The 25,642-nt window shown below is 53.6% G+C and carries 22 protein-coding genes; 11 read left to right on the plus strand and 11 right to left on the minus strand.

Going from position 1 to position 25,642, the window contains the following annotated elements; translation table 11 throughout:
* Nucleotides 1-76: 76 nt before the first annotated feature.
* Together ACJ77P_RS07405 and ACJ77P_RS07410 are read right to left on the minus strand one after the other, a co-directional pair.
* Nucleotides 77-2,782: a glycogen/starch synthase gene (locus ACJ77P_RS07405; protein WP_367359224.1), complete on the minus strand. Its 2,706-nt coding sequence runs from the start codon at nt 2,780-2,782 to the stop codon at nt 77-79.
* Nucleotides 2,783-2,850: 68 nt separating this feature from the next.
* The gene (locus tag ACJ77P_RS07410) at nt 2,851-4,737 is read right to left on the minus strand and encodes a class I adenylate cyclase (RefSeq protein WP_367359223.1); all 1,887 of its coding nucleotides are present in this window, start codon (nt 4,735-4,737) and stop codon (nt 2,851-2,853) included.
* Between the two features lie 115 nt (nt 4,738-4,852).
* Here ACJ77P_RS07410 and hrpA point away from each other — a divergent pair, with 115 nt between their 5' ends.
* The gene (gene hrpA / locus ACJ77P_RS07415; RefSeq protein WP_408997890.1) at nt 4,853-8,701 is read left to right on the plus strand and encodes an ATP-dependent RNA helicase HrpA; all 3,849 of its coding nucleotides are present in this window, start codon (nt 4,853-4,855) and stop codon (nt 8,699-8,701) included.
* A 3-nt stretch (nt 8,702-8,704) separates the two neighbouring features.
* Here hrpA and ACJ77P_RS07420 read toward each other — a convergent pair whose 3' ends face one another.
* The 9 genes from ACJ77P_RS07420 to ACJ77P_RS07460 form a co-directional block, all read right to left on the minus strand.
* Nucleotides 8,705-9,400, minus strand: coding sequence for an MBL fold metallo-hydrolase (locus ACJ77P_RS07420; protein ID WP_367359221.1), 696 nt, complete (start codon nt 9,398-9,400; stop codon nt 8,705-8,707).
* A gap of 14 nt (nt 9,401-9,414) precedes the next feature.
* Entirely contained in the window at nt 9,415-10,056 is a 642-nt protein-coding gene (locus tag ACJ77P_RS07425) for an acetate--CoA ligase family protein (protein WP_408997891.1), read from the minus strand.
* Entirely contained in the window at nt 9,986-11,518 is a 1,533-nt protein-coding gene (locus ACJ77P_RS07430) for an acetate--CoA ligase family protein (protein ID WP_408997892.1), read from the minus strand. The genes ACJ77P_RS07425 and ACJ77P_RS07430 overlap by 71 nt, the downstream gene beginning before the upstream one ends.
* Nucleotides 11,519-11,644: 126 nt before the next feature.
* The gene (locus tag ACJ77P_RS07435; RefSeq protein WP_367359219.1) at nt 11,645-12,577 is read right to left on the minus strand and encodes a dihydroorotate dehydrogenase; all 933 of its coding nucleotides are present in this window, start codon (nt 12,575-12,577) and stop codon (nt 11,645-11,647) included.
* Between the two features lie 186 nt (nt 12,578-12,763).
* On the minus strand, nt 12,764-13,585 hold the full coding sequence (locus ACJ77P_RS07440) for a dihydroorotate dehydrogenase electron transfer subunit (protein ID WP_408997893.1): 822 nt from the start codon (nt 13,583-13,585) through the stop codon (nt 12,764-12,766).
* 195 nt (nt 13,586-13,780) lie between these two features.
* On the minus strand, nt 13,781-14,266 hold the full coding sequence (rimI, locus tag ACJ77P_RS07445; protein WP_408997894.1) for a ribosomal protein S18-alanine N-acetyltransferase: 486 nt from the start codon (nt 14,264-14,266) through the stop codon (nt 13,781-13,783).
* Nucleotides 14,256-14,933, minus strand: a complete 678-nt coding sequence (locus ACJ77P_RS07450) for a PTS sugar transporter subunit IIC (protein ID WP_367359216.1) — start codon at nt 14,931-14,933, stop codon at nt 14,256-14,258. The genes rimI and ACJ77P_RS07450 overlap by 11 nt, the downstream gene beginning before the upstream one ends.
* A gap of 46 nt (nt 14,934-14,979) precedes the next feature.
* Nucleotides 14,980-15,480 carry a PTS sugar transporter subunit IIB gene (locus tag ACJ77P_RS07455; protein WP_367359215.1) on the minus strand — a complete coding sequence of 167 codons (501 nt, stop codon included), beginning with the start codon at nt 15,478-15,480 and terminating at the stop codon, nt 14,980-14,982.
* Between the two features lie 4 nt (nt 15,481-15,484).
* The gene (locus tag ACJ77P_RS07460) at nt 15,485-15,895 is read right to left on the minus strand and encodes a PTS sugar transporter subunit IIA (protein ID WP_367359214.1); all 411 of its coding nucleotides are present in this window, start codon (nt 15,893-15,895) and stop codon (nt 15,485-15,487) included.
* 1,173 nt (nt 15,896-17,068) lie between these two features.
* On the opposite strand from ACJ77P_RS07460, the gene ACJ77P_RS07465 reads away from it, so the two are divergent.
* From ACJ77P_RS07465 to flhA, 10 genes are all read left to right on the plus strand, one after another.
* Nucleotides 17,069-17,779: a flagellar hook-length control protein FliK gene (locus tag ACJ77P_RS07465; RefSeq protein ID WP_408997895.1), complete on the plus strand. Its 711-nt coding sequence runs from the start codon at nt 17,069-17,071 to the stop codon at nt 17,777-17,779.
* 383 nt (nt 17,780-18,162) lie between these two features.
* Entirely contained in the window at nt 18,163-18,654 is a 492-nt protein-coding gene (gene fliL, locus ACJ77P_RS07470) for a flagellar basal body-associated protein FliL (RefSeq protein ID WP_367359212.1), read from the plus strand.
* A gap of 9 nt (nt 18,655-18,663) precedes the next feature.
* A complete protein-coding gene (fliM, locus tag ACJ77P_RS07475) occupies nt 18,664-19,665 on the plus strand; it encodes a flagellar motor switch protein FliM (RefSeq protein ID WP_367359211.1) in 1,002 nt (333 codons plus the stop codon).
* A complete protein-coding gene (gene fliN, locus ACJ77P_RS07480) occupies nt 19,646-20,116 on the plus strand; it encodes a flagellar motor switch protein FliN (RefSeq protein WP_408997896.1) in 471 nt (156 codons plus the stop codon). Before fliM ends, fliN begins: the two co-directional genes overlap by 20 nt.
* Nucleotides 20,117-20,162: 46 nt before the next feature.
* A complete protein-coding gene (fliO, locus tag ACJ77P_RS07485) occupies nt 20,163-20,555 on the plus strand; it encodes a flagellar biosynthetic protein FliO (RefSeq protein WP_408997897.1) in 393 nt (130 codons plus the stop codon).
* The gene (fliP, locus tag ACJ77P_RS07490) at nt 20,552-21,340 is read left to right on the plus strand and encodes a flagellar type III secretion system pore protein FliP (protein WP_408997898.1); all 789 of its coding nucleotides are present in this window, start codon (nt 20,552-20,554) and stop codon (nt 21,338-21,340) included. The genes fliO and fliP overlap by 4 nt, the downstream gene beginning before the upstream one ends.
* A gap of 24 nt (nt 21,341-21,364) precedes the next feature.
* Entirely contained in the window at nt 21,365-21,634 is a 270-nt protein-coding gene (gene fliQ / locus ACJ77P_RS07495) for a flagellar biosynthesis protein FliQ (protein ID WP_367359207.1), read from the plus strand.
* A gap of 45 nt (nt 21,635-21,679) precedes the next feature.
* On the plus strand, nt 21,680-22,459 hold the full coding sequence (gene fliR, locus ACJ77P_RS07500; protein WP_367359206.1) for a flagellar biosynthetic protein FliR: 780 nt from the start codon (nt 21,680-21,682) through the stop codon (nt 22,457-22,459).
* A gap of 22 nt (nt 22,460-22,481) precedes the next feature.
* Nucleotides 22,482-23,546, plus strand: a complete 1,065-nt coding sequence (gene flhB, locus ACJ77P_RS07505) for a flagellar biosynthesis protein FlhB (RefSeq protein WP_367359205.1) — start codon at nt 22,482-22,484, stop codon at nt 23,544-23,546.
* Between the two features lie 19 nt (nt 23,547-23,565).
* A complete protein-coding gene (flhA, locus tag ACJ77P_RS07510) occupies nt 23,566-25,641 on the plus strand; it encodes a flagellar biosynthesis protein FlhA (protein WP_367359204.1) in 2,076 nt (691 codons plus the stop codon).
* The last annotated feature ends 1 nt before the right edge of the window (nt 25,642 follow it).

A 25,642-nucleotide genomic window follows, 5' to 3' on the forward strand; every position in this document is an offset into this window, starting at 1 on the left:
GCGGTCCGCCGGTGCTTACGCAGCCTTCACCTTCTCTTCGCCGTTTCGGCATCCTTCTTGACTGGTGCCCGGACGATCACACGAGTGGCTTGCCCCCATTGAGCTTTTCATAGATCCGCATGTACTGGGCAATCATGCCCTGGAGGTCGTACTTTTCCCGCGATTCCTTCATGATCCGCCGAATCTGGGCCTCTTTGACGTGCAAAGGCTTTCTGTGGAAAAACATGCTTTTTTCCAGCCCGTACCACAACCCGCCGGGATCGTAGTCGCGGAAGAGAAATCCGTTGCCGACATCCTGGGGTGCTCCGTCAATTTTAAGGCGCAATTCTGAAATCTTGTCGTGATAGCCGCCCGTATCCCGGTTGGTGGCTGTCGCTCCGAACAGATTTCCCACCTGGTCGATCTGACCGCAGGGTTCGTAAAGGGATGCGCCGAAGACGTCGCTTGCCGCAGCAAAGCCCAGCATGGAAAGCCCTTCATCGAAGTGGTGATAGGCGATCCGTCCCTGGGAGGCGTAGGCAATCTGTCCCAGAATATCCACATGGGTGCGGTCGCTCCCGATGCCATCCCCCACGATGGCCATCTGGGCGCTGGGATAGGCTGAAATGAATCGATGGGCAATGGCTTCAAGAAGCTCAACCCCCTTCTGGACGGGATCCAGTCGCGAGGGCCAGAAAAAGAGGATGGCATCCGGATCGACGTTCAATCCGGTTCTTTTCTGGAACTCCACAAGGTTTTCCCTTTTCGCCTCCATGATGGGATCTTCCACCCCGTACGTGCGGACCAGAAATGGGCAGTTTTCAGGGTACATGACGGAAGCCGGCGCATTGATGATCGCCCGGGCCGCATCGCTGTAATACTTGGCCTTGACTTCACTTCGAACGCTGGGTGGAACCAGCGGGCGGTCGAGGAAAAAGTCGTTCACCACTTCACGAAGAAACCGCTCTCCCACAAAATTAATCAGGGTGGCATTTTTGATGGCCGTGGCCTGACAATCGACACAGGATTGCCCATAGGCCTCGGAGTAATAGATCTCCTCGCCGATGCCCTGGAGATTGACTCCTTCCAGAAGGCTGAGAGGCAGGTTTTCCGTAAAGACATTGTGAACCGTGTGCAGAACCGGGACATTGGTGGATTTGGCATAGGCGGTAATAACGCCGCCGGCCATCCAGTCGTGGCTGTGGATAATCAGCCTTCCGTCGTGCATTGAACGGACGTTTTTGATGACGTTGTTGACGATCTCGCGCTGAAATGTGGCGGCGGTCCGCAGGGGATCTCCGGAGTAGGCGCTGAGATTGTCGGCGAAGATGGAGGAACTGACCAGGTGAATGTTTTCCGCTTCGATCTTGTAGCGGACTTCCCGCCACTGGCTTTCGGTCATTTGAGATTCCAGCTGAAAGCGCTTCTTCAGATTCAACGTGGCCAGATGGACATCGATGCCCCTCTCCAGAAGCCCTTCACACAGGGCTGCGACGACCTCTCCCTGCCCCCCGCTCTTGCCCGAGATGTACTTGGCAAGGGTCCCCATATCATGGGGCAGCCTGCCCGTTTCAGGGGTAATCAGCATAATGGGCGTTCTTGCGGGCTTTTTCAGGATTTCAAACCGTTGGATGAACCCTTCCAGGTAATCGATTTTCCTGGTGAGAATTTGAGTGGCGCGGACCGGCGACGAATCGTAAGGATTGTTGTAACGGCAAAGGGACTGCCTGGCATCGATCCTGTTGTTCAGATAGTACAGCTGATCCGAGGTCGTCAGATTGCGCCAGCGCGTCAGAAACTCGCTTCCGGCCCTGCGCGCGGACCCTTCCATATTTTCCAGATCCTTGAAAAGCACATACTGCGTCGGGCTTTCCATCCACCCGAAGGTGTCCCTGACGATATCCATCCAGGTGGAAGAGGACGAATTCTGCAGGTCCAGGGAGGGACAGGTCTCATATTTGTAGCGCGCCGCGACGTTTGTTGGTGTTTCAATGCGGACGTCGGGATATTTTTCCAGGGCGGCGGGCATGCCTCTCCAGAAGTCGAAGATGCCTTCATCTTCACGGATGTAGCCGCCGATATGCTCCAGATCGTAGCCCAGCAGAACCACGGTTCCGTCGACCGAGGCGATTGAGCCTGCATACTGCTCCGGCGTCAAGTACCGCTGTGAAAAACCGTAAGCCAGTTGATTGCTCAGAACGCGATTGCGGGGTATCACAATCAGGTTCGTTCCCCTTGCGCGGTACACCGAATTGGTCTGCATCGGATCTGCTTCCGAGGCATCTTCCGAATGCCACCGCGGTTCGCAGAGAATGGAAAGATAACCCATGTCGGCAACAATATCCGCCAGTGCGTTGTTGTAGATCAGCTCCGTGTTTCGAAACGAGAGGGGAAATATGCCGAAGAGTTTGCGGATACATTCCCGGTGTCCCGTTACCTGCTCGCGAAACTCCTCTTTATGCGGATCAGAGAAGAGGGAGGTCAGAGAGTGGAAATACGTTTCATTGAGAAATTCAACCTGCTGACTGCCCCTTCCGACATCAAGGAGGGATCTCAAGGCATTGATCACCCTGGGTTCGTATAGAGTCGCCTGCTCCAGAAAGGTTCCGGACATGCTCAAGGTTATCCGGAAGCCCGGATGTCGCCGGACCAGGTCTGTAAGCATTCCCAGAGCCGGGAGATACGATCTTTCAGAAGTGGTAAGGAAAATCTCTTTGTTTTCATCATCCCAGAGGAATTTATCCCGATCCGGATGAAGACGGAAAGGCTGGTGCAACTGGAAATAAAATATAACGGACGGCATATCTCACCTACGTATGGAATCAAACGGCTGCTGAAAAGATTCTGTTGACGTTTTATGGAACGATTTATTTAGTCTTTAAGATAAGATGCGACCAGGCGCTTTGTTTCTTCGAGAATCTTGTCGCCATGGCGGCTGTTTCGCGGACTGTAATAAAACTTTTCTATATCATAGGGGTTCTTTGAAAGATTTTCAAGGAAGGAAATAACGCGCCCCGGGCGCGGAAAGGAATGGATGTAGAGTTCTCCCCAGTTGTTCAGAGTGAGAATGCGAAGAGAGGCAAGCGAGCGAGTGTCGGGGTCCTCGGCAAAATTGCTGACCAGAAGCATTTTTTCCGTATGTTCCGGCTGAAGAAAATTCTGAAACTCGATGGAGCTGACATCATAGGTCCCGAAGGTTTTCTTGATCTTTTTGCTGAGAGTGATCATTTCAGGCATCGTGGCAAAGGTGCGATTGGGAAGCATGCGTATCAGCTCCGGGAAATAGAGGCCGTTCCAGACGAGATAGGCAAGGCAGTAGGTGAGATCGGACTTCTCGCAGATGATCGTCTCGGATTCATTTCCGGGAAAGATCTGCCAGCCCCCCTCACAGAAACGAACCGTCAGCGATGGAAGGTTATGCGTGTCCAGAGGCCTGAGAAGAATGGGAATTTTGTTGGGTTTCTTTTTCAGGGAAGAGGAGAGCTTGCGGCCGAGAATCGTCAAATCCTGGGGAGCGACATCCCCCGCCACATTGCGGGCCAGCTCGCTTATATCCTTGTATATCTGGACGAGAAGCATAAAAATGGTTTTTCCGAACTGGACCTGCGCTGAATAGCTCCAGTCGGTAAAGCGGTTGAGATCGTAGATCGTTTTCCTGTCCAGGTCGTATGTCTTGAAAAGAGGAAGGGTCTTTTCCTCCCTCAAGGTTATCCGCCGGGAATAAAGCTTCACCTCATACCTCAGGTAAAAGCATTGCATGATCAGGTGGTACGTATCCCTGTCCAGGTTCCGTGTATGATCCAGGACGGCAATGAGCGTAAAAATGCTCGGATCGACAAAGTCATAAGGCTTTCTGTCCTGGCTGAGAATCCGGCTGCGGAACCGGTGGCAGAGAAGGTCGCCTTCAGGAGATTCGAGGAACATCTTCAACAGCAGCATTTTTATGATGGACTTGAGCGGGTGGGTCAGGGACTTGTTCAACTGCCAGAGGGCTGCACCGAAGGATTCCTCCTTGTCGATGAAATCAAGATCTCCCATGTCGATGAGATCGTAGTAAACGGAGGGAGATGACTGGAATTCCTCGGCGACGCCATCATAGGTCAAAGGGGAATGCGGATCGTAGGAAGCCCACCAGAGGGGAACCTTGCCGGCGATGAGAATGGTGGTGCGGTAAAACTCTTCCTTGAGGACCTTCTTCTGCGTGCTTCCGCAGCTTTCACAGTCCACATCCCCAAAACTGCATCGCCTGATATCTTCAATATCGCTCACAAAGAAGTGGACAGGCATTTTCAGGTTGTCATCCATCCAGTTCTGGATTCGATGAACCTTTTTAAGAAACTGGGCATAGGACGCGCTGTCATAATCGGCTCTGTTGATGCAGATCCAGATGTCGCAGTCCGAAGAAGGGGTCTGGCTGATCGTCCCGGCGCTCCCGATGGTGTAAATGCCCTCTATGAGCAGGTCATTGCTCGTCATGGTCAGGATGGGCGCAGCACTCTGGATATTGAAGTATTTTTTAAACATGGGTTCTTTATTCCGGATTTCATGATCTGTTTCAATGTTGAAAACACGGAAATTATGCTTTATAGAATCCATGTAGCCTGGGACGGATTCGTGATTGACACTGATCATCCAGGGAAGAAGATAGAGAATGGACTCGCTGTCTCTCGGGGCGAGCTGGGAAAATATTTTTTTCCGGAACCTGTTGTATTCCAGAAAGATATTTTTGTTGCTGGTGATAATTCTGTATAAGGCCACTCGATGCCTCGTCATGCAGAGCGGTTCAGAGACTCTGTCATCATGCGGTTACTCTTTGCAGGAATACAAGAGACGTCTGCCGGAGCAATCTCGATAAAATAATTCAGCGAAAGACTTGCAAAAAACGATCACACGAAAAAGGACCAGGACAGAAATTTATTCAGACAGGAAGAGCGCCCGGCTGAAAAACCGCCCCGAAGTGACGTACCCGGCGGACTTGCCGATCTGTTCCCGGAAGGACGATATCGTCCAGGCCATTGTCCGCCATCCGGTGGTGATTATCACGGGAGAAACCGGGTCCGGCAAGACGACACAACTTCCCAAGATGTGCCTGGAGGCGGGAAGGGGCATGTCCGGCATCATTGGCTGTACGCAGCCCAGGCGGGTGGCTGCGGTAACCGTGGCGGAGCGGATTGCCGAGGAACTCGGACAGACCGTCGGGCAGGCGGTAGGCTACAAGATTCGTTTTGAAGATCGTTCCGGCCCGTCACCTTTCATCCGGCTCATGACCGACGGAATTCTCCTCATGGAAAGCCAGAGGGATCCGCTTCTGCGAGCCTACGATACCATCATCGTCGATGAAGCCCACGAGCGGAATCTGAATATCGACTTCCTGCTCGGATATCTCAAAACCCTTCTGCAAAGAAGACGTGATCTCAAAATCGTCATTACCTCGGCAACAATCGATACGGAGAAATTTTCGTCTGCTTTCGGCGGAGCGCCGGTCGTTGAGGTTACAGGCCGGGTTTACCCCGTGGAAGTCCTTTACCGGCCCATTGAGCCCGAGGATGGAGATTCGGAGGACCTTTCCCCCGTCGACGCCGCCGTCCGTGCCGTCGATGAACTGCGAACAGGGCAGTACCATCGCGGGGACATCCTGATCTTTATGCCCACGGAACAGGATATCCGTGATACCTGCGAACTCCTGGAAGGGCGGAGCTACGATAACCTGGTAGTCCTCCCCCTGTTCGCACGCCTTTCCTGGTCCGAGCAGAGGCGTGTTTTTTCGCCGGCAAACGCCCGGAAAATTGTCGTAGCCACCAACATTGCAGAAACCTCGCTCACCATTCCCGGAATCCGCTATGTCATCGACAGCGGTACCGCGCGAATTTCCCGCTACAATCCCAGAACAAGGACGATCAGCCTGGCCGTTCAGGCGATATCCCGAAGCAGCGCCGATCAGCGCAAGGGGCGATGCGGGCGCGTACAGAACGGCGTCTGCATCCGCCTTTATTCGGAGGAGGATTATCTCCGGCGCCCCTTGTACACCGTGCCGGAAATCCTGAGATCCAATCTGGCGGAAGTCATTCTGCGCATGCTGAAGCTGGGCCTCGGCCACCCGTCTTCCTTCCCATTCATTGACGCCCCGAATCTCAAAAGCATCCGCGATGGTTTTGATGTCCTCAAGGAACTCGGCGCCGTAACGATCGAAAAAAAAAGGAAAGGCGACAACACGGAGGATGAAGGATTCGGAGTCGGACTTACGGAAAAGGGCCGTCGCATGGCCCGCATGCCGATGGACCCGCGGATTTCCAGGATTCTTTTAGAAGCGAAAAAAGAGGGGTGCCTCAAGGAGGCAACGATTATCGCATCGGGACTCTGTGTCCAGGATCCAAGGGAACGGCCTGCTGACGATGAAGGTCGCGCAGATCTGGCTCATCGCCGCTTTGTCGATCCGGCCTCTGATTTTTTGACGCTGCTGCGCATCTGGCAAGCCTATGAGAACAATCTGGAACGTCTCAAAAGCAGCACGAAGATGCGCAAATTTTGCCGCACTCACTATCTTTCCTGGAGAAGAATGCGCGAGTGGAAGGAGATCTACGAACAGGTCCGTACCATCCTCAAGGAGGGAGGTGAAGAAAAGGGCGAAAACGAAATCGACGTGGAGTCCGGACAGAAAGATCTCTACGCCGCTCTTCATCGCTCCATCCTCAGCGGCTATCTCTCAGGCATTGCCTGCCGGCGCGAAAAAAATTTTTATGCGGCGACCCGGGGACGGGAGGTTATGCTCTATCCGGGCTCGGGTCTGTTCCATCATGGAGGCGACTGGATTGTCGCCGCCGAAATGGTGGAAACATCCCGGCTATTTGCCCGCACCGCCGCAAATATCGACAGCTCATGGATTGAGCAGATTGCCGGAGAGCTATGCACCTCCACCTATTCCGAACCGCACTGGGAGAAGCGCCGCGAAGAGGTGGTCGCCTTCGAACAGGTTTCCCTGTTCGGCCTGGTGATTGTCCCTCGGCGCAGGGTTTCCTACGCTGCCGTCGATCCGGAGGAATCGAACAGAATTTTCATCCGCAGTGCCCTTGTAGACGGCGAGCTGAAAACGCTCCCTCCCTTTCTTCATGCCAACTGCCAGCTCATTGCCGAGGTCATGCAGATGGAGGATAAGATTCGCCGCCGGAATCTTCTTCAAGACGATGCGGTGCTGGAGAGCTTCTATGCATCGCGGCTCCCGGGAGTCTGTGATATGCGAACCCTCAAGAGCAGGATCCGTGATCAGGGCGGGGACGCGTTCCTCAGGATGAGCCTTGCGGACGTCCTGTCCCAGGTGCCCGACGAGGACGAACTGTCCCTCTATCCGGACCAGGTGGATGTAGAGGGCCGCAAGTACCGTTGTGTGTACCGCTTTGATCCGGGAAGAGAGGATGACGGGGTGACCATCCAGATCCCCGATGCCCTTCTGCCGGGCATTCCCCCTGGTTCAGCCGACTGGATGATCCCGGGAATGCTGAAAAATCGCGTACTGGCCCTGCTTCGGGGGCTTCCGAAGGAATACCGGAAAAAGCTGCATCCCCTTGGACCGACGGCGGACAGTCTCATCCGAAATCTGACCGAACCATCCGGCCCTCTCATTCCCGAACTGGCCGGTTTGATCCGCACAACGCTTTCGCTGGACATTCCCGCCGCGGCCTGGTCGAAATCGGAAGTGCCCGATTACCTGCGGGTCCGCTTTGCCGTACTGGACGGCAAGAATCATGAAAAAGCTTCCGGACGCGATCTTGCCGTGCTTCAGCAGAGCGTCAATGCCGGGCAGGATTCGAAAGCCCTTGAACGGACCCGCCGAATCTGGGAAAAAACCGGTTTCACCGCCTGGAACTTCGGCGATCTGCCGGATTCCGTCGAGGTCTCCCACGATGGATCGCCCGCAGGCCTTGCCTGGCCTGCGCTGACGCCCGCGGAAGGCTGCGTCGATCTCTGCCTTTACAAAACCCGAAAAGAGGCGGCAATGGTCCACCCGAAAGGCGTAGCGGCCCTCTACTCGATTTATTTTTCCCGGGAGCTTAAGGATCTCCGGAAGGCTCTTCAACTGCCGAAACCGCTGAAAAGCTGGGCTGAGGATTTCGGGGGAGCCCGGAAGGTGGAAAGCCTGTTCCTGGATAAAGTGAAAAAAGATCTCTTCGAGCTGGAAATAAGGAAGGAAGGAGAGTTTCTCGACCATGCTCGGAAGATCCGGGAGAAACTCCTCATGTACGGCCAGGACTTGATCAAGGCGGTGGAACCGCTGCTGAAGGCCTATTCCGAAACGGCCGCTGATCTGCGCCAACTGGAGCTTTCGGTGCGGGGAAACTGCGAAGGACAGGCATTTCTGAAGCAGCTCCGTTGTGAACTGGAGGAGCTGCTTCCCGGGGATTTTCTCCTCCGCTGGGAAGAAAAGCGGTTGAAGCACATACCCCGCTACCTCAAAGCGCTTAAAATACGTGCAGACCGTGGTCTTCTGAACCGGGAGAAGGACCGCCGCAGGGAGGAAGAACTGCAGCCCTTTATCCACCGGCTGAAGGAAGCGTTAGACGGGCTTTCGGAGCATGCATCGGACAAAAAGAGGCAGGCCCTGGACGATTTTTCCCAGATGGTTGAAGAGTACAAAGTTTCGCTTTTTGCCCAGGAGCTTAAAACGGCGTTCCCCGTATCCGCCCGTCGCCTCGAGGAAAAGCTGAACGAAATCGACCGTATGTTTTAATTCTTATCCCGGACATCCGCTGTTTCTTCTCAGGTGTTCGCGAATGTACCGTTCGACCTCCTCCCAGGGCTGATAGATGCCGAAATGGCCCTCACAGAGCAGATCCGCCCTGAGATCGAGGAGTTTTTCCATGGATCGTCGCCAGGCCGCAAGATCTGCACCAAGCCTGGGAAAGAAAGGACCGTGGATATCCTGTCCGAAGAGGATGCGACGCCCGTCGCGATCCAGATAAAGGGACAGGGAACCCGGCGTATGGCCCGGGGTGTGCAGAAGAGACAGAGATTCCCCGCCGAACAACAGGGTTCCACCATCGCCTGAAATGCGGATATCGACGGGAGTGGGGGGAAAGGCTGTCTGGTACCAGTCGGCCACGGTCTGGACGCGGTCACCCGTCTCAACGGCCTCTGCGTCATCTTCATGCATGAGAATCCGGCATCCGAATTGTTTGCGGAAATACGGGGCCCCGCCGATATGGTCAATATGCCTGTGGGTCAGGATCAGCGTGGAGATGCCCCGGGGATCGAGGCCCAAATCCAGAATGTTCCGCTCCAGGCGCTCCGCAGACCCACCGGCGCCCGAATCGATCATGACCTGTTCCTTCCCGAAATCGATCAGATAGGCGGCCGCGTCTTCCGACCGGGTAATGTCAGGCCCCCCGATGAGATAAACTCCCTCGACGATGGTTACCGCGCGTCCCATAAGTCCTCCGAATTTTATCCCAGGCGTATTCTGGCATCCAGAACGACGAGGCGTTCCGGTTGCGCCAGCAGCGGGTTGATGTCCACCTCCTGGATGGTGGGAAAATCCGTTACGAGCGCTGAGAAGGACTGGATCGCCTTGACAAGTCCCGAAATGTCTGCCGCGGGCACGTTGCGGTAGCCCTTCAGAATCCGGCTGACCTTCGTTTCGTCGATCATTGCCAGGATTTCATCCCTGTCCAGGGGCGGTATCCTCAGCGCGATGTCCGCGTAGATTTCCGTAAAGACCCCACCACTGCCGAAGGCAATGACGGGACCAAACTGGCTGTCCCTCTTGCACCCCAGAAGGAGTTCCGTCCCCCCGTTGAGGTGCTCCTGAACGAGGAACCCTTCCAGGCGCGCCATCGGGCATTGCTTTCCTGCCGAGGCAAGCATCTCTTCGCAGGCTTTTTTCAATGCGTCCGCGTTTGGAATATTCAGCCGAATCCCTCCCACATCGGACTTGTGGATGATGTCCGGACTGGAAATCTTCAGGACAACGGGATAGCCGATCCTTTCCGCCGCAGCGACGGCGGCTTCCGCATTCTCAGCTTTTTCCCGCCTGGCCCCGGCAAGGCCATAGGCCTCCAGAAGGGCAAGGGCGCGCTCCTGGCTCATAAATCCAGGGGATGACGCGGCAACCAGGCGTTCCCCCTCTTTCTGCGCCGCAGGGAGTGAAAGGGGGGGGGGTGAACGAAGACGATTCCGAGAGGAACTTCACGGCGCGAGGCTGGAGAATGTGACCGTAGCGGTACAGGGCAGCCAGAGATGCGGCGGCCCGGTCGAGGGAAGAAAAGGCCACGACATTCTTTTCTTTTTCCAGCTCGGCAATGTACTCCAGCCAGCGGCCTCCGTAAGTCCAGGCCACGATGGGCTTTTCGGGATGCTCGGCGGCGGCGGCGTGAAGAATGCCGGTGACATCGAGGAAGTCCTTTTCCTTTTCCAGGAAAGAGCCGGTGACGCAGACCACGGCATCCACCCCGGGGTCATTCATCATGGCCGCCAAGGTCCTCCGGTAGACTTCCGGGTATCCGTATTTCATGGCGGCTGGCCAGACGTCAATGGGGTTGTGCACACGAAACCAGCCTGGAGACAGTTCAGCAATCGTATTCCTGGTCTCCTCGCTCAGCTCCGCCACCTGGAGGCCGCATCGGGCGAAGGCATCGACGGCATTGATGCCGGCACCGCCTGAAATGGTCATGACCCCGATCCGGTTTCCCCCGATTCCCTTGAAGGTCTGGAACGTCCTGTTCAAATCCATCACGTCATCCGTCGTCTCAGCCCGGATGAGGCCGCTCTGCCGGAAAGCTGCCTCATAGATCCGATCCTCGCCGGTCATGGAGCCGGTATGCGATCCGGCGGCAAGCGCGCCTGCCGGACTGGATCCGATCTTGAAAATGACCACCGGCTTATGGGCAACGGCATCCCGGGCGGCCTCCATGAAGCGGGCCCCGTCCCGCACGCCTTCCATGTAGATGTTGATGACGGAAAGTTTCGGATCCCGGGCCATATGCCCGATCAGTTCCGCATATTCCACATCGGCGGTATTGCCGGTATCGATGCACAGGCCCGTACCGCCCATCAAGCCGGCATTGCCCACCACGTAAATGCCGGACTGGCCGAGGATCCCTACCGGGGCAAGGGGATTGATGAAACGCATGAAGGAGGTGCAGAAGGAGTTGAAATTGTTTACGACACCCAGGGTGTTCGGACCGATGATGCGGATGCCTTTTTCACCGGCCAGTTTCATGATTTCATTGTGCATCGCCACCCCGTCTCCATCGCCGTCCGTAAAGCCCTGAGCCACGATAATCACGATGCGGACCCCTTTTTCCGCGCACTGACGGAAAAATTCCGGCACCGTGTCTCTCGGGGAGCAGATGACGGCAAGGTCGGGAACCTCCGGGGCGTCCAGCAGTGAGGTATAGGCGGGATAGCCCAGGATTTCACCCCCTGCAATATTGACGGGATAAATCTTTCCCCGATACCCCCATTCCAGGAGAACCTCCAGTGGGTTGTTGCTGCCTTTTCCTGTGCGGCGAGTGACTCCCAGGAGGGCAACCGATTCGGGGGCAGTCAACTTTCGATAATCCCCCTCCGGCAGCATAAAGTGAGGAGGTGTCAGATTTTGTGCAGTCCTATTGGCTTTGGTATCGTCCACTTTCGGAAATTCTCCTTCAAAATGAAAATTGTCTGATTAATTACTTCAAGGTCTCTCGAGGGTTCCGATCAGGTCCCCGATATCGGAAATGGAATGCTCACGAAGATACGTTTCGATTCCCTCCAGAATGTTCATGGTGGCATGGGGATTCAGAAAACTGGCCGTTCCCACCTCAACGGCCCTTGCCCCGACAATGAGAAATTCCAGGGCATCGTTCGGGCACATGATGCCGCCCAGACCGATGACCGGAATGTTCACCCTGTTTACGACCTGCCAGACCATCCGCAGAGCGACCGGTTTGATGGCCGGCCCTGAAAGACCGCCGGTCACATTGTACAGGACGGGCTTGCGATGTTCCACGTCCACAGCCATCCCGGCCAGGGTGTTGATGAGCGACACGGCATCGGCACCGGCGGACTCCACACTTTCCGCAATGTGTGAAATGTCGGTCACATTGGGTGACAGCTTCATGATCACGGGAAGATCCGTTGCCTCCCGGACTCTTTTTGTCACCTCGGCGGCCATTTCGGGAGATGACCCGAAAGCAATCCCCCCCTTCTTGACATTGGGGCAGGAGATGTTCACTTCCAATGCGGACAGGCCGTCGGCCATCCCGAGAATTTCCGCGACCTTTCCGTACTCATCGACGGTTTCGCCGAAGATGTTGGCGATAATCGCCGTTGAATATTCCTTCAAAAAGGGAAGCTTTTCCTTGACGAAAGCCTTGACGCCGATATTCTGCAACCCGACGGCGTTGAGCAGGCCCGACGGCGTTTCGGCCAGGCGCGGGGGAGGGTTTCCTGCCCTCGGCTCAAGGGACAATCCCTTGACGATCAGTGCCCCCAGGCGGTTCAAGTCGACAAAGGGAGCGTATTCCTCACCATATCCGAAGGTCCCGGATGCCGTCATAACGGGATTCCGGAGGGAAAGCGGACCAATGTCGACACTCAGCGAGGGTTGTAAAGAAGATGGCCGCACTCAATTCTCCTTTCCATTCTGCAGGAGCTTCCGGTATGGGGTGCCGTTGTCACGGCACCCCATACCAGCCATGATGGTCATAATGGGCAATCCTTCCTGAAGACAAGTGGTCATGACGCTCCGTGATGGAACACTCCCGGTACCTTCGGCCCAAAGTGTCTTCCGCTTCATCCCGTTCCGGTTGGATCACCAGTCGATCCGGCGGATATCGAAAACGGGTCCATCCTTGCATGCCCGCATGAACGCCACGTCTCCCCCCGGCGTTCGCACGGCTACGGCACAGCCCAGGCAGGCGCCAAGGCCGCAGGCCATCCTTTCCTCGACGGATACCTGACAGGGAAGGGGATGCTTCTCCAGCAGCTCCGCGAGGCGCTTCATCATGGCGCGGGGTCCACAGGCATAGACAGCGCAGCCCTGCGGGTCGAAAGCGTCAAGCTCCCGTTCGAAAAGCTCGGTGACTCTCCCGCCATATCCCATACTGCCATCATCGGTACAGATCCTTATGTCCGGGCATACCGCCGAAAGTCGATCCAGTCCAGCCAGGGCCTCTTTGCGCTGCGCCCCGACATAGGCCGTCATCTCGACGGGGAAAGGCTCCCGGATAGGGCTCAGGGAGGCGGCAAGAAACGTCAGAGGAGAAATGCCGATCCCGCCCGCAATGAGGATAGCGCGTCTGGCCTCCTGGTTTCCTGAAAAACCATTTCCCAGCGGGCCGAGAAGAGAGAGCTCGTCGCCTGGTTTGAGACCTGAGAGAATCCTTGTACCAGCACCGGCCACCCGGTAGAAAATTTCCAGGACCGAGTGCTCCGCTCCTTTTTCAAAGGCGTAAATGCTCATCGGTCGCGCAAGCAGAGGCGTCTGCGATTCCGTGACCCGGATCATGACGAACTGACCCGGCACGGGGTGATGAAAGGCCGGCGGAAGCTTCAGCCGAAGAAGAAAATGTCCGCGGACAGCTTCCAGGTTATCGAGAATCCTGCCCTTTATAAACAATGGAACGGGGTGCATGATGGCGGCCGTCATCCTCCCTGATGGTGAACTTCATGTCCAGGCGCTGAAAAAAAGCCGGTTTTCAGTCAGGCCCCTCCTCAGATATCCGGAGATATCCGGGCTTCATCCCGCCAGCGCCTCTTCAGCCTGGCGTTGCATAGCATTTTTGCGGCGAAATTGGAATACGATCTCCTGCAAAATTTCTTCGCACCGTCAACATTCCTTCAGATCCGCTCCCATGATCAGGGCGTCCTCTCCTTCCTCGGGATAGTAGGAACTCCGGATGCCCTTTACGGTAAGTCCGAACTTCTCATAGAGCTTCCGTGCCGCCGTATTCGACCGGCGCACTTCCAGGATAACGGTCCGGCACCGCTCTTCACGCGCTGTTTGCAGCAGCGCCTTCATCAAGCAGTCTGCCGCATGTCGGCGCCGGCATTCAGGTCTTACGGCAATCTTCTGGAGGTGCGCCTCCTGTGCGAACATCCAGTAAATCATATAGCCCGCAAGCCTCCTGCCTTCCCCCTCCGGCTCCCGGAGGGTAACGCATCTCGAGATGGATGTTGAAAGCTCCTGGAGAAACATGGCCCTTGTCCAAGGGGCTTGAAAGCTGGCCTTTTCGACGGCCATGACCTCGTCCAGATCTTCCTGATCCATCGCGCGGAGAATGCCGTGATCGCCCCTGCGGAAATCAGAGAACATGCCCGATCTCCAAGATCATGCTGGCCAGAAGAAAAATGCAGCAGAAGACGGGAACCATGCCCCTCAGGTGGATCGTGTTCAACGCGACGGCAATCCCCAGGAGGGGAAAGAAAAAAAAGATGATATTCAGGGCTTCTAATACGGACGGGGAAAATAGAGGAAAGAGAAAAGCGGTTGCGGCGATTCCCGGCCACAGAAAGAAGAAAAGGAAGCAAACGGACAGGCACAGATAGATGAGAAGAGACAGAAGGTGCAGGGCCTGGACCCCATGAAGATCGGCTTTTTCGGCGCTTCGAAGAGCTGCCCTGGCCAGGCGGTCATTCAGGGAAACGAAAAAGACGTCCATCTTCTGGCCGATATAACCGCAGGGGAGATAGATCAGGAGGGAAAAGGCCATGATCTGCCGTGACGAATGGCCGACAAGCCCGCTGGAAATGATGCAGGACGCCGTCACCAGAATCGCCGCCAGAGAATCGTTGGGAGGAATCAGGGTGCCGATGGGCAATCGATCTATCCAGAACAACTCGATGACAGCGCCGATCATCAGGCCGGTGTAAGGATCGCCTAAAAAAAAGCCCATAAGTGGAGCCGCCACGACAGGCCTGGCGATCATGCTTTGAATCACGATTCTGTCAAGGCAGATCACTCCCCCAAGCAGTGAAATCATAAGGCATTGGAGAACCATCGGGAAGCCAGTCCATTCCTTGAAATCTTTAAGGCCTCTGCGCCGTTAAGAAATTTTTGAAATCGAAGGATCTCTCCCTTGGAACGCGCTGTACTTGGATGGTGACATTGTCTCTGACAAGATCCTTCAGGAAATCCATATCCTGAGAACCCAAGAGAACGGAAGGGGAACAGATCCTTTCTCCGTTCTCGTTATAGACGTTGCCTATATTGAGCTGTGAAAAACGGAAGCCGGATTCATAAGCACGTACCGCGTCGGAAATGCATGAAAAAAGAACGAGCGTCCGTTTGCCGTTTTCGGGTTTGCAGCGATAATTTCCCGACAAGTCATTTATGGATCGGAAAAGGACTTCCGTTTCATTGGGAACCGCCATTCTCATCACCGTTTCGCGAAAAAAATCAGCGGCTACCCCGTCATCGGCCACAATGATGCATGAGGCCTTTAAAAAGGGGAGCCATGCTTCAAGGATTTGTCCATGAATAAGGCGGTCATCCACTCGCACAAGGACTATGTCATAATCGTTCTGCATGGTCTTATTCGGCAATTTTCTTGTCTAATACCTCGCTGGCCAGGTAGATGTTCTTTCTGCCGTATTCCGTCACATGGGCGGCAAAATCTCGAAGACTCATATCCTGGCGAATGTCGGATACCTTCAGTAGCATCGGGAGATTCACTCCCGTCACCACTTCCACCCTGTCCTTTTTCAAAAATGAAAGAGACAGGTTGGATGGCGTTCCGCCGAAAAGATCTGTGAGAATCAACACGCCTTGACCCGCATCGATCTTTTTGATGGATGAGCTGATTTCTTTCTTCAGGGATTCAACGCTGTTGAACGTGTCGACAGATACGTGAAGAAGGGATTTCAAGGGGCCTTTGATAATCTCCGCCGCCTTGATTAACTCACCGCCGACATTCCCGTGTGTTACAATTAAAACCCCAATCATACTTGTGTTCCTCCCTGGTACAACACCACATGGCAGGGTGACGCTAATAAATTCATCAAGAGATGTCAAGAATTATGAGAAAACCATCCTTTCTTGAGCAACGGAACACACGGATCTCCGGTTGAAGGGAAGAAACTTCCAGCTCATGAATAACGGGACGGGAGGATTGGGAACAAATTTCCCCAATTCTGCCCCATTGCAGGGAGATAAGTTGGTATCTTATTGTAATATCTGGTTTATTTATATGGCATGGTCTCTGCTAACACGATGATAAAACGGAGACATGAGGTAAACATCATGCATGCAATAGCGTCCAGAATTCTACTGTCTGGCGGAAAGAAGACGCTGACGGACGGCGTTCGTCAGGAAAACAGGTCATCGCCTTCTTCGGACATCCGGGACACAATGAGGAGGAAGCCTTCAGATGACAACCAATGTTCCGACTTGCCGGGGCTTTCTTTTAATAAAACCCTTGAAGAGGTAAAGAAAGGAGAAGAGGTCGTTTCTCAGGATCGAAAAGGGATATTCGATTCTTCTTCAAAGGAGGAAAGGGATCTTGACCCTGGAAAGCCTGGGAATGACGCAGCATCTGCGGATTCGATTCAGATCGAAGCGGGCTCTTCTGAAGGAGAGCGCTCATACGCTGCGGTGATGAATGCGGAAGAATATCCCGCCGTAGATCCAGACGACAGTCTTATCCCTGTCATCACGGCCGGTATCGATACGGATGTCCCGGAGAGTTCGGAACTCCCGTATATGGCGTCATCTGCACCCCGCCTATCCGCATCGGGTGGCGGATTTCAAAATACTCCGCCAGCCTCTTTTTTGAGTGTCGACCGGGACGGAGAAGTTCATCCCTTTCCTTCAAGCCGAAGCCCTTCCATCGTTCCACGAGGCGGAATCACCCCTTCCAGCGGAACGGCATCTGAAGGATATGCACCGGAGCATGCTGCACAACATCCTGGAGATGCCCCGGATCTCACCGTGGATTCCCCTTCCGGGGCGGCGAAGATTCCTGTTCAAGGAGGGATCGAGGAGCCCCTGGGCAAAGCGGGGGCGGAAACGCCCTTGAACGGACCATGGAAGCCATCAACATCAGATAAGGTTTCGACACCATCGTCTCAAGATTCAAACGGTCATGCAGGCTATGGTCATACGTCGGAACGGGAGGGAGTGGCACCAACCGGACACCAGGGAAAAAACCTGGATCACAATGCGTTCGGTTCCAAATCAGGATACACGGAAGCGTCACTTGAACAGCTTGCGGAAAAATCCTCCACACCGACGGGCGATTCCGGGAATGCCATGGAAGCCATGGTTCGCCAGGACAGGATTTCCCCCTTGGAAGGTTCAAGCCATGGGCCCATCGATATCGTTCGAAACCCTCACGGTGATTCGACTACATGGACTCGGATGCCGGGAGAACCACGAGGCCTTTCTCCTCAAACGCTCATCAATACGATTATCGAAGAGAATTCACAGATTTTCATCAAGGGCGGACGGGTGAAAATGACCCTCAATCCTCCGCATCTCGGTTCCCTTGACCTGGACATCCGGATCAGGAACAACAAAGTAAACGTCCTTTTTGTGGCGGATTCTCCTGAAGTTCAACAGTCGCTTCAGGCAGGGACGGATCTTCTGAAGACGGCGTTGTCCCAGCAGGGATACAAGATGGATGGATACAGCGTTCTTCTCCAGGGAAATACGGATTCAAACATGGAGTATTTTTCGGGAGACGGCGGTCCATGGCGCCATACAAGAAACGAATACGATCACGGTCAGACGGATCGTGAGGAGCCGATCCAGTTAAATCTCACGCCGGATGCAGAAGGGGGAAATCAGAAAGGAGCCGTCCGCTCCAATTCGATCAGTGTGTTCGTTTGACAGATGGCCGCACAGGGACTGTTCCAGGCGTTTCCTTTCCCTGAAGCCGGGAAAGATGTGCCGATAACTTGACACCCACGCCCTGGATTGCAGTGCTCAAGACGGGGCATTCGACGGTATCCCGGAACCTGCACAAAAGACAATCTTTACAGAAACCGATCATTATTCGAGGGGATGGAGAAAAACCATCCCCGTTTTTGTTTGTGCAAGGACATTCCATGGGGAAATTCGATGAAAAGAAATGTGAATTTCTTCACTGGTGCGCAAATTGCTAAGTCCTGAGAAAAGATGGGCAGGATCAAGACTCGCTTTCGGTCTGATACATCTCGAAAGCGTGTATTTGGAGGAACGCTCCAGCTTTACCTGGAAGAAGGGGGTATCGGATGGCAAAGGAGGAACAGTCTCAGCAGGATGTCACAGAAGTGACCAAGAAAAAAAAGGGGCCATTCATGAAATGGCTGATAATAGGCGTTGCCGGAGTCATCGTTATCGGCGGGTGCATTGCCGGGGGCTTCTTTTATTTCAAGCACGCCGGATCGGGAAAGGAACATCAAAAAAGCGAAAAGGCCACAGCGGGAATGTTGTGGGCAATGGATCCATTCATCGTGAACCTGGCGGATAACTCGAGTGAAAGATATTTAAAGGTGGCGATGCAGTTTGAAGTGGCCGGCCAGAATGACCCCAAGGCCCTTGACGAACTCAAGCCGAAACTCAGAGACTCCATCCTCGATATCCTTACAGCCAAGTCTTCGGGAGAACTGATGGACATCAACGGTAAGCAGCGGCTGCGTGACGACATCGCCACCAAGCTGAATTCCCTTCTCTCGACAGGCAAGGTAAAACGGGTTTACTTCACGGAATTTGTCATTCAGTAAGAGAACGTCATGTCACAGGTTTTAACACAGGAAGAAGTTGACGCGCTGTTGCGCGGAATTTCAGGCGGCCAGATCGAGACGGAAATTGAAGAGGACATAGATCCTTCCGGCGTCGTCCGCTATGACCTTGCCAGCCAGGACCGGATTATCCGGGGCAGGATGCCCACCCTGGAAATGACGAACGAGAAATTCGCCCGCATGTTCCGGGCCACTCTGTCTTCCATGCTGCGAAAAGTTGTGACGGTGAATTCCATGTCGGTCGATATGATTAAATTCGGGGAGTTTCTGAAGACGCTTCCCGTTCCGACCAGCCTGCACATATTCCGGATGGAGCCGCTGAGGGGAAATGCCATTTTTGTCATGGAGTCGAAAGTCATTTTTACCCTCGTGGATGTCCTCTTTGGCGGGGCGGGGAAGGAACTCTTCAAGGTTGAAGGGCGTGAATTCACGGCCATAGAAACAAATCTGATCAAGAAGGTCATCCTCAGCGCCCTGTGTGATCTCGAAAAAGCCTGGAAGCCTCTTCACGACGTTCAGGTTGTCTATCAGCGCTCCGAAATCAATCCGCAATTTGCACAGATCGTCCCCCCTACCGACCTGGTCTTTGTCATCGATTTTGAAATCGAGGTTGAGTACATCACGGGCATCCTGAAGCTCTGCATCCCCTATTCAACCGTGGAGCCCATTAGAGAAAAATTGCAGGCTGGATTTCAAAGCGAACAGATGGAAGTGGATAAAGTGTGGATGAACCGTTTTCGCAGCAACCTGATGTTCGCGGGTCTGGATCTCTTGATTGAACTTGGAAACACGCGCATATCCGCCAAGGACGTCGTGAATCTCAAGGTGGGCGATGTGATAACCCTGGATCAGTATTCCACGGATCCCGTTAAAGTTTTTGTGGAAGGCGTCTTGAAGTTCAAGGGCCATCCGGGAAACTTTAAAGGAAATCAGGCAGTCAAAATAACAGCGATACTTCAGGATAAATTGGGGATTGACCATGGAACAGAATGAGATTGATGAACTGCTCAAAGGAATTGATTTAAACGATAAATCCGATTCGAACCTGGATCCGGTCGAAGATGAAAATCTGGGCTGGGACGACGTCCAGGAAGAGCTGATGCAATCACAGGCGCCACCGAAAAAGGTTGAGGTCAGTCCGGTAAATTTTGACGAAATGCCATCGGCTCCTTCCGTTGATGCCCAGCTCAACCTCGATTTCATTCTCGACATACCGCTGACTCTGAGCGTCGAACTGGGACGCTGCCAGATGCTGATCAGCGAACTGCTTCAACTGGGGCAGGGTTCCATCATCGAGCTTGCCAAGCTGGCGGGAGAACCGATGGATGTTTATGTCAATCAGCGTTTGATCGCCCGCGGCGAGGTTGTCGTGGTGAACGAAAAATTCGGAATCAGGCTGACCGATATTGTTTCCCAGGCGGAACGGGTGAAAAAGCTGAGATGATGTCCTAACAGGACAGGAATGTTATCACAATGGTCAGGATGGGACTGTGGAAACCGTTTCTTTTTTTCCTTCTCTGATAAAAATGATTTTTTCCCTGGCGCTGGTTCTGGGGCTGATGATCGGGGCCATGTATCTAACCAGGAAAATTCTGCATGCGACCACTCCGGCCATGGATCGGGGATCCCTGATCCGGATTCTTGCCAGCCGCTATATGGGCCCCAAGAGCAGTATCCTCGTGGTAGACATTGCCGGGGAAATTATTGCGGTGGGGATTTCAAATTCACAAATAACCATGTTGACGAAAATATCCGACAGGGAGGCTCTGGACACGCTCCGGAACCTGAAGATTCACGAGGAGCCCCCCTCATTTCCCGGCACGCGTCAGTTTGCCCGGTATAAGAAAATCATTGCTTCCGCCATGGATGATATCCGAAAATGAAATATTACAGAACCTCCGCCGATTGGAAGACGCTGCTCGTGCAGGCCTTTCCTCTGGCGCTTCTTTTTGTCCTGGGATTGACGAACCTATCCTGGGGCGAGCCTCTTTCTCTGCCGAACATCAGTTTAAGCATCGGAGGAAAAGCCGACCAGCCGGACAAGGTGGCGACAGTCATTCAGCTGCTGTTTCTTCTGACGGTTCTGTCCCTGGCGCCTGCCATCCTGTTGATGCTGACCTCCTTTACCCGGATTGTCGTTGTTCTGTCCCTGCTGAGACAGGCCATCGGCAGTCAGCAGATGCCGTCCAATCAGATCATCATCGGATTGTCCCTTTTTCTGACCTTTTTCGTCATGTCCCCCGTCTGGCAGAACATTTCCACACAAGCCATCAAGCCTTACTACGATGAGGAGATATCGGGGGATCAAGCCGTTGAAAAGGCCATCGTTCCCATCAAAGCCTTCATGCTCAAGCAGACCCGGGAAAAGGACATCGCGCTTTTTGTCAAGATATCCAAGGCGAAAAGGCCGGAGCGGCCGGACGACCTGTCTCTCTCCGTTCTGGTTCCGGCATTCGTCATCAGTGAATTGAAAACGGCCTTTCAGATCGGATTTCTTCTTTTTCTGCCCTTTATAATTATCGATATGGTTGTTGCAAGCGTTCTGCTGTCCATGGGGATGATGATGCTTCCCCCGATCATGATGAGCCTGCCTTTCAAGCTGCTCTTGTTCGTCCTGGTGGACGGCTGGTATTTGATTATCGGATCTCTGGTGCAGAGCTTCCATTGAGAAGGGTTTTGGAGTGAGGAGAATATGAGCACGGCACTTGTTGTTGGAATCATGGCGGAAGCCATCAAGGTGATTTTGTTTGTTTCCGGACCGGTTTTAATCGTCGCTCTTGTGGTCGGTGTGGCGATCAGCTTGTTTCAGGCCGTCACACAGGTACAGGAGATGACCCTGTCCTTTGTCCCCAAGATCGTAGCCGTTCTTGTTGCACTGGTGGCCTCACTGCCCTGGATGATCAATGTCCTCCTCAATTTTACCTCTAACCTCTATTCCAATATTCCGAATTACGTCCGATAGGATGCGGGCCGTAAAAAAAGCCTTCGAAGATGCCGGGATTATCCTATGAACCTGCCTGTCATAACACAGGAACAGATCGACACTCTCATTTTCATCTTTCTGAGAGTCAGTGCCATGATAGCCGTGATGCCCGTCTTTGGAGGGGACAGGGCTGTCCCTGTCCTGGTCAAGGGAGGACTGTCTCTCCTCATCACGCTTTTATTGTTTCCCTTCGTGAAAATCAGCCTCGGTGCCACTTCTGCAGGTCTCTTTCCAATGGCGGCCGCCATGGTCGGCGAAATTCTTATTGGCTGCGTGATTGGCTTTGTCGCCCGCTTCCTCTTCGCAGGAATTCAGTTTGCCGGGGAACTGATCGGTTTTGAAATGGGGTTTTCCATGGCCAATGTCATCGATCCCGTAACAAGCACCCAGATACCCTTGATATCCCAGTTTCAGTACATAATCGCCATCGTGATCTTCCTGACCCTGAATGCCCATCACGTATTCTTTTCAGCCATGGCGGAAAGTTTCGAACGGATAGCCCCTTTGCAGTTTCATCTTTCGGGGCAACTCACTCAAACTCTCTGCCTCTACTCGAAGGACGTATTTCTCATTGCCGTAAAGGTCAGCGCCCCGGTGGTCGCCGTCCTCATCTTTACAAACATTGCCCTGGGCATCGTGGCCAGGACGGTACCTCAATTCAACATTTTCATCATCGGATTTCCGCTTCAGATCGCATTGGGGTTTATTTTTCTCGGTTTGACCGCCCCCATGTTTGTCAGTTTTACCTCAGGCCTTTTCTTGAATCTGGAGAAACAGATCCATGTGCTTCTCAGAATGATGTGATGTTCATCGATGTGGGAATCTTATGGCTGAACAGGATAAAGACCAGGAACGAACCGAAGAAGCTACCCCAAAGCGCAGAGAAGACGCCCGCAAGGAAGGTCAGGTCGCCAGAAGCCGTGATCTGGCCTCGGTGGCCATACTGGGGTCATGCCTGATCTATTTCTATTTCGGCTCCGGACACTTCGTCTCTTCGTTGATGGATCTGATGAAAAACTCCTTTTCTCATATGGATTCCCGCATTGTCACCGTCGAAAACATTCAGCCCATTTTTTTTTCGGCCTTTTTCAAATCGATTTCTTTAATGGCGCCGTTTCTGCTGACGGTCTGCATCGCCGCCTTTTTGGCCAATGTCATGCAGGTCGGCTTGAAGATTTCAACAAAAGCAATTCAGCCGAAATGGTCGAAAATAGACCCTCTTAAAGGGTTTGCAAGACTCTTTTCCATGCAATCCCTTGTTGAATTTGTCAAGAGTGTCCTGAAAATGGCCATCGTTGGATTCATAGCCTATCTGACCGTCAGGAATGAACTGACGGAAATCCTCCCGCTGGCCCACCAGAGCGTTTGGGCCATTGTCGTTTACATCGGCAAAACGTCCTTCAAGATACTTCTGACAACCTGCTGGGTTTTGATCGTCCTTGCCCTGATGGATTATCTGTATCAGCGGTGGGAGTTTGAAAGGAACCTGAAAATGACGCGCCAGGAGATCAAGGAAGAAAACAAATCGACGGAAGGGGATCCGATCATCAAGGCCAGGATTAGAAGGCTTCAACGGGAAATGGCGAAAAAGCGCATGATGGCGAATGTGCCCAAAGCCGATGTAATCATTACCAATCCCACCCATCTTGCCATTGCCCTGAAATATGATCAGAGCTCGATGGCTGCGCCGGCAGTCGTCGCCAAGGGAGCAGGATATGTCGCTGAAAAGATTAAAGATATAGCTATGGAACATGGAATACCGACCTTTGAGAACAAGCCGGTGGCACAGGTATTGTATAAAACGGTAGAGCTCAATGGAACGATTCCCGACAGCTTATACAGGGCCGTAGCTGAAATTCTGGCCTATGTCTATTCGTTGAAACAGCAATGACTCATCAGGATTGAAATTCATGACTCTATCCGGCGGCAAAGGAATCCTCTCGGAAATGGCTGGGAGCAGCAGCGCAATGATGGCCCTGGGCGTCATCGGGATTCTCATGGTCATGATGATCCCATTGCCGACGTTTCTTCTGGATATTCTGCTGTCTTTGAGCATCACCATTTCGATCATCATCCTTCTCATGGCGATGTATGTCCTGAAACCGTTGGATTTCTCGATTTTTCCTTCCGTTCTTCTCATTGTCACCCTGTTGAGACTTTCCCTCAATGTCGCCTCGACCCGCATGATTCTTCTGCACGGCAATGAAGGAACGACAGCGGCCGGACAGGTGATCCACGCCTTTGGAACCTTCGTGGTTGGGGGAAATTACGTGGTCGGCTTCATCGTATTCGCGGTACTTGTGCTGATCAATTTCATCGTCATCACGAAAGGATCCACAAGGATCGCCGAAGTTGCCGCCCGATTCACCCTTGACGCCATGCCGGGCAAACAGATGAGCATTGACGCCGACCTCAATGCCGGATTGATTTCAGACGCCGAAGCCCGGAGCAGGAGAAGCGACCTCGAAAAAGAAACCAACTTTTACGGAGCCATGGATGGCGCCAGCAAATTCGTCCGGGGAGATGCCGTAGCGGGAATTGTCATAACGCTCATCAATGTCATCGGCGGACTCATCGTCGGTGTGATGCAAAAGGGGATGCCTGCCATGGACGCCGCCAGAAATTATACCCTGCTGACGGTGGGAGACGGCCTGGTGACTCAGATCCCGGCGCTCATCGTTTCCACCGCGGCCGGTATGCTGGTGACGAGATCAGCGGCCTCTTCAGACCTCGGTGAGGAATTGCGTCATCAACTGAAGGTGCAGCCGAAAGCCATCGCAACGGCGGCAAGCATCATCCTGGTGTTCGCGCTCATTCCCGGCATGCCTAAGATTTCCTTTTTGCTGGTATCGGCGCTGATTGGTTACCTGGCCTATACGTTTTACCGGTCTGCGGAGACATCCCAGGAAAGCGATGATGACCTGCTGCCCGCCGTTCCCGCGGAGGAGGAGCCGGAAGACCTGCTGACTCCCCTGGATCTCCTGGCGCTTGAAGTGGGCTACGGCCTGATTCCCCTGGTAGACACGAACCAGGGAGGAGAACTGCTGGGAAGAATCAAGACGATGCGAAAACAGCTGGCCCTTGAGTTGGGGTTCATCGTGCCATCGATCCACATAAGAGACAATCTGCAATTGAACGCCAACCATTATTCCTTCATTCTCAAGGGCGTCGAAATTGCACGTGGTGAACTGATGCTGGGCCATTTCATGGCCATCAAGACGGATGATCAAAACGTCAAGATCAAGGGAATTGAAACGAAAGAGCCGGCGTTCGGCCTTCCTGCGGTGTGGATATCCGACCGGGAAAAGGAAAGCGTCACCTCAAGGGGCTACGTCGTCGTCGATTCTCCGACGGTAATCACCACACACCTAATGGAAATCATCAAGACGCACGCCGACGAATTGATGGGAAGGAAAGAAGTGCAGGCCCTTGTCGAAAATCTGAGCAAGTCATACCCCAAGGTCATCGATGATCTCGTACCGAAAACCGTCCCCTACGGAATCCTCCAGAAAGTGATTCAACGGCTGCTCAAGGAGCGGGTTTCCATTCGGGATCTTTATACCATTGTTGAAACATTGGCAGATTATGTGCCGATGACCAAGAATGTGGACCTCCTGACCGGCTATGTCCGCCAGGCTTTAGCCAGGACCATCACCAGGCAGTATCTGGATCAGAATGGCGGGCTGACGGTCTTGATGCTTTCTCCGGATATTGAAGATACGATCAGCCAGGCCGTTCAGCACACGGAACATGAATCTTACATCAATCCAGATCCGGTCATGATCCGGAAGCTTGTGAACAACGTGCAGAAGCTGATCAGCCCCTTCACGACAAAAGGGCTTCAGCCGATTATTCTCTGCTCGCCTTCGATAAGAATCCATCTCAGGAACATCATGGACAAATTCTTCCCGAATATCGTTGTTATCGCGCATAACGAAGTGATGCGCGAAACATCCATCAAATCCTTAGGCATGGTGGAGCTGTAAG

It is taken from the genome of Syntrophus buswellii (genome assembly GCF_046097065.1).
In the GTDB taxonomy this organism is placed as follows: Bacteria; Desulfobacterota; Syntrophia; order Syntrophales; family Syntrophaceae; genus Syntrophus; species Syntrophus buswellii.

Coding starts and splice junctions, on each gene's coding strand:
- fliL (WP_367359212.1), top strand. CDS start 18,163: ATGGCAAAGGAGGAACAGTCTCAGCAGGATGTCACAGAAGTGACCAAG.
- ACJ77P_RS07450 (WP_367359216.1), bottom strand. CDS start 14,933: ATGATTTCACTGCTTGGGGGAGTGATCTGCCTTGACAGAATCGTGATT.
- ACJ77P_RS07420 (WP_367359221.1), bottom strand. CDS start 9,400: ATGGGACGCGCGGTAACCATCGTCGAGGGAGTTTATCTCATCGGGGGG.
- fliR (WP_367359206.1), top strand. CDS start 21,680: ATGAACCTGCCTGTCATAACACAGGAACAGATCGACACTCTCATTTTC.
- ACJ77P_RS07455 (WP_367359215.1), bottom strand. CDS start 15,480: ATGCAGAACGATTATGACATAGTCCTTGTGCGAGTGGATGACCGCCTT.
- fliQ (WP_367359207.1), top strand. CDS start 21,365: ATGAGCACGGCACTTGTTGTTGGAATCATGGCGGAAGCCATCAAGGTG.
- ACJ77P_RS07425 (WP_408997891.1), bottom strand. CDS start 10,056: ATGAGCCAGGAGCGCGCCCTTGCCCTTCTGGAGGCCTATGGCCTTGCC.
- rimI (WP_408997894.1), bottom strand. CDS start 14,266: ATGTTCTCTGATTTCCGCAGGGGCGATCACGGCATTCTCCGCGCGATG.
- ACJ77P_RS07460 (WP_367359214.1), bottom strand. CDS start 15,895: ATGATTGGGGTTTTAATTGTAACACACGGGAATGTCGGCGGTGAGTTA.
- fliM (WP_367359211.1), top strand. CDS start 18,664: ATGTCACAGGTTTTAACACAGGAAGAAGTTGACGCGCTGTTGCGCGGA.
- ACJ77P_RS07440 (WP_408997893.1), bottom strand. CDS start 13,585: ATGCACCCCGTTCCATTGTTTATAAAGGGCAGGATTCTCGATAACCTG.
- ACJ77P_RS07405 (WP_367359224.1), bottom strand. CDS start 2,782: ATGCCGTCCGTTATATTTTATTTCCAGTTGCACCAGCCTTTCCGTCTT.
- flhA (WP_367359204.1), top strand. CDS start 23,566: ATGACTCTATCCGGCGGCAAAGGAATCCTCTCGGAAATGGCTGGGAGC.
- fliP (WP_408997898.1), top strand. CDS start 20,552: ATGAAATATTACAGAACCTCCGCCGATTGGAAGACGCTGCTCGTGCAG.
- flhB (WP_367359205.1), top strand. CDS start 22,482: ATGGCTGAACAGGATAAAGACCAGGAACGAACCGAAGAAGCTACCCCA.